Source organism: Sphingorhabdus sp., assembly GCF_046292425.1.
Classification (GTDB): Bacteria; Pseudomonadota; Alphaproteobacteria; order Sphingomonadales; family Sphingomonadaceae; genus Sphingorhabdus_B.
Genome location: NZ_JBKBQV010000038.1, coordinates 1 through 4,281, shown reverse-complemented (window position 1 = coordinate 4,281; position 4,281 = coordinate 1). Strand labels below are relative to the sequence as shown.

The 4,281-nt window shown below is 58.4% G+C and carries 4 protein-coding genes; all 4 read left to right on the top strand.

Annotated features, from left to right (window positions below):
* Positions 1-627, top strand: a 627-nt coding sequence (locus ACK4S7_RS08910) for a 3,4-dihydroxy-2-butanone-4-phosphate synthase (RefSeq protein WP_409646075.1), incomplete at its 5' end; no start/stop codon positions are given.
* Positions 627-1,046, top strand: coding sequence for a 6,7-dimethyl-8-ribityllumazine synthase (ribH, locus tag ACK4S7_RS08905; protein WP_409646073.1), 420 nt, complete (start codon positions 627-629; stop codon positions 1,044-1,046). The genes ACK4S7_RS08910 and ribH, both read left to right, overlap by 1 nt.
* Before the next feature lie 4 nt (positions 1,047-1,050).
* On the top strand, positions 1,051-2,652 hold the full coding sequence (locus tag ACK4S7_RS08900; protein ID WP_409646071.1) for a carboxyl transferase domain-containing protein: 1,602 nt from the start codon (positions 1,051-1,053) through the stop codon (positions 2,650-2,652).
* Positions 2,653-2,657: 5 nt separating this feature from the next.
* A partial coding sequence (locus ACK4S7_RS08895) for an acetyl/propionyl/methylcrotonyl-CoA carboxylase subunit alpha (protein WP_409646070.1) occupies positions 2,658-4,281 on the top strand: 1,624 nt, incomplete at its 3' end.

Genomic DNA, 4,281 nt, shown 5'->3' with positions numbered 1-4,281 from the left:
GAGATTATGAAGGATGACGGCACGATGGCGCGGATGGACGACCTCGTCGCTTTCGCCCGTATGCATAATCTAAAAATGGGCACGATCCGCGATCTGATAGCCTATCGCCGCAAGCATGACCATCTGGTCGAAAAGCGCGCGGAGATGAAGTTCCAGAGCCGCTGGGGTGGCGACTGGTCAGCGATGACCTTTTACAACAAGGCCACGGGTGACGAGACTATCGCGTTAGTCAAAGGGCGCATCGATCCTGAAAAGCCGACCTTGGTGCGCATGCACACGATGTCGATGTTCGTCGACGTGTTTGGCGAAGAAAACGAGCGCTCTGGGTTGCTTTCCCGTTCGATGGAGGCAATTGCCGCCGAAGGCGCTGGCGTGATTGTTGTCATCAACAAGCCAATGAAAAACGTCGTTTCCCGCTTTATGCAACTGCGCGCCGAGGGCAAGCAAGCTGGCGCACCGGAAATTGAGGAACTGCGCGATTATGGCGGCGGTGCGCAAATCCTGACCGAGCTTGGCGTGCATGATATGATATTGCTGACGAACACGCACCACACGTTGGTTGGCCTTGAAGGTTATGGCCTTTCCATTGTAGGCGAACGGCCTATTCCCGGCACCGGAGGCGAGTAATGGCAAAGTTCCTGATAGTTGAAGCACGGTTTTACGACCATCTGAACGACATGCTCGTTGCAGGCGCCAAGGCCGCTTTGAAGGCCAAGGGACATGAGGTTGAGGTTATTACTGTGCCTGGTGCGCTGGAGATACCCGGCACGATTGCCATGGCTGCAGAAGCGCAGATGTACGACGGCTTCGTGGCAATTGGTGTCGTTATCCGCGGCGAAACCTACCATTTTGAGATCGTCGCCGGCGAAAGCGCACGCGGGATCATGGCGCTGACGATGGATGGGATCGCCATTGGTAACGGCATTCTGACTGTTGAAAACGAAGATCAGGCCATCGTGCGCGCTGACCCCAAGCAAAAGGATAAGGGCGGGGAGGCCGCTGGTGCCGCGATGGCCTTGCTAAATCTGCAGAATCGTTTCAATTGAAACGATGAGCGCACCAACACTATCGACACAGATCAACACCGAATCCGACGATTATAAAGCACGCAGTGCCCATAATTGGGCGCTGCGTGATGAGCTGTGGACGAGAGTCGCAGAGGCTGCGCTTGGCGGGAACGAGAAGTCGCGTGAGCGGCACACGTCGCGCGGAAAACTACTGCCCCGGGAGCGTGTTGAGCGCCTGCTTGATCCCGGCGCGCCATTCCTTGAAATTGGCCAGCTTGCGGCTTGCGACCTGTATGATGGCGAAATCCCCGGCGCTGGCCTGATCACGGGAATAGGCCGGGTTTCGGGCCGCCAGTGCATGATTGTCTGCAACGATGCGACGGTAAAGGGTGGCACTTATTACCCGATGACCGTCAAAAAGCATCTGCGCGCTCAGGAAATTGCCGAGGCCAACCACTTGCCGTGCATCTACCTCGTCGACAGCGGAGGGGCGAACCTTCCGCATCAGGATGAGGTCTTCCCCGACCGCGACCATTTCGGGCGGATCTTCTTTAACCAGGCGAATATGAGCGCCAAGGGTATACCCCAGATCGCCTGCGTGATGGGCAGCTGTACCGCGGGTGGCGCTTATGTGCCGGCCATGTCGGACGAGAGTGTGATTGTCCGCAATCAAGGAACCATTTTCCTTGCCGGCCCGCCATTGGTGAAGGCTGCAACGGGCGAGGAGATCAGCGCGGAAGATCTTGGCGGGGGCGACTTGCATGGCCGTAAATCGGGCGTGGTCGACCATGTGGCCGAGAATGACGAACATGCCCTGACTATTGTGCGCGACATTATCAGCCATCTTGGTCCAGTGCCCAAGCCGGACATTGATCTTAAGGACCCACGCCCGCCAAAATTTGACACGGAGGAACTCTACGGCGTCATTCCGGATGACGTTCGTGCGCCATATGACGTGCATGAGGTCATCGCGCGGCTAGTCGACGGTAGCGGATTCCACGAGTTCAAGGCGCTTTACGGCACGACTCTGGTTTGCGGTTTCGCGCACATCTGGGGCATGCCTGTAGCGATCCTAGCCAATAACGGCGTACTGTTCAGCGAAAGCGCAGTTAAAGGCGCGCATTTCATTGAGCTTGCCTGCCAGCGGCGCATTCCGTTGCTGTTCCTGCAGAACATAAGCGGCTTCATGGTTGGCGGCAAATATGAAGCAGAAGGTATTGCCAAGCATGGCGCGAAACTCGTCACTGCCGTTGCCACCGCAAGCGTGCCGAAGATTACAGTGCTAATAGGCGGCAGCTTTGGCGCGGGCAATTACGGCATGTGTGGACGGGCTTATTCGCCGCGCTTCCTCTTCACCTGGCCCAACGCGCGGATCAGCGTCATGGGCGGCGAACAAGCCGCAAGCGTGCTGGCCACCGTGCACCGTGACGCAGAAAAATGGACACCGGAAGAGGCCGAAGCCTTCAAAGCCCCGATCCGCCAGAAATATGAGTACGAAGGCAACCCCTATTACGCGACGTCGCGTTTATGGGATGATGGCATCATCGACCCGGCACAAACCCGCGATGTGCTTGGCCTAGCCTTCGCAGCGGCGCTGAATGCACCCGTCGAGGAGGCGCCCCGCTTCGGGGTGTTCCGGATGTGACCAACATGATCCAATCCCTTCTCATCGCCAATCGCGGCGAAATTGCTTGTCGGATTATTCGCACGGCGCGTGCCATGGGCATCCGCACGATAGCGGTCTATTCGGATGCTGATGCGAACGCGCTGCATGTCCGGCAGGCGGATGAGGCAGTGCATATCGGGGCGTCCCCTGCGCGTGAGAGCTATCTGGTAGGTGAGAAGGTCATCGCGGCTGCGCTTTCCACTGGTGCAGAGGCGATCCATCCGGGTTATGGCTTTCTGTCTGAGAATGCCGAATTTGCCCAAGCCGTCATTGATGCCGGGCTGATCTGGGTTGGGCCGCGCCCCGCCAGTATCACGGCAATGGGCCTGAAGGACGCAGCAAAGAAATTGATGGCCGAAGCCGGCGTGCCCGTCACCCCCGGCTATATGGGCGAAAACCAGGACCCGGCGTTCCTTGCAGAACGCGCCGCCGAAATCGGCTATCCCGTGCTCATCAAGGCCGTCGCTGGCGGTGGCGGCAAGGGGATGCGCAAGGTCGACGATGCGGCTGACTTCATAGATGCGCTTGCCAGTTGCCAGCGCGAGGCTACTGCGTCGTTCGGCAATGCACATGTCCTGATCGAAAAATATATACAGCGTCCCCGCCATATCGAGGTGCAGGTTTTTGGCGATACCCATGGCAACATCGTTCATCTGTTCGAGCGCGATTGCTCGCTCCAGCGGCGACACCAGAAAGTGATCGAGGAAGCCCCTGCGCCGGGGATGGACGACGCGACACGCGAGCAGCTCTGTGCGGCGGCGGTGAAGGCAGCCAAAGCAGTCGACTATGTCGGCGCAGGCACGATCGAGTTCATTGCCGACGCTTCCGAAGGCCTTCGCGCGGACCGTATCTGGTTCATGGAAATGAACACGCGGCTTCAGGTGGAGCATCCGGTGACCGAGGAAATCACCGGCGTTGATCTGGTGGAGTGGCAGCTTCGGGTGGCGAGCGGGGAGCCATTGCCAAAGCGGCAGGATGAACTGAGCATCAATGGCTGGGCGATGGAAGCGCGGCTTTATGCCGAAAATCCTGCAACCGGTTTTCTGCCGTCCATTGGTACACTCGATCATTTAGAATTTCCGGATGAACTGCGCATCGACACAGGCGTCGAACAAGGGGGCGAGGTGTCGCCCTTCTACGATCCCATGATAGCCAAGCTCATTGCTTGGGGCGAAACCCGCGAGGAGGCGATTGACCTTTTGCGCGACGGGATTGATGGCACCGAAGTCTGGCCTGTGAAAACGAACGCCGGATTCTTAGGCCGGTTGCTTGATCTCGATGAATTTGGGATAGGGGACGTCGATACCGGCATGATCGCGCGCGAAGTCGATGATCTGGTCCATCCATCCGAACCGGAGCCTGAAGAACTTGCCGAAGCTGCGGCATTGTTGTGCGCCAGCCCCGGCGACGGGCCAGTGAGTGCGTTACTCGGTCTCCGTTTGAATGCACCGTCGCGTGCTGAGGCACGTCTTATGGACGACGCCGGCAATATCCATGTTGTCGCGTTCGATGAAGTTGAGGCCGACGAACCCACGGCCGACGTGCTGGCCTTTGCCGATGGATTTGCGCGCCGTTATGTTCTGGATGAACCGCGTGGGTCTGGGCACA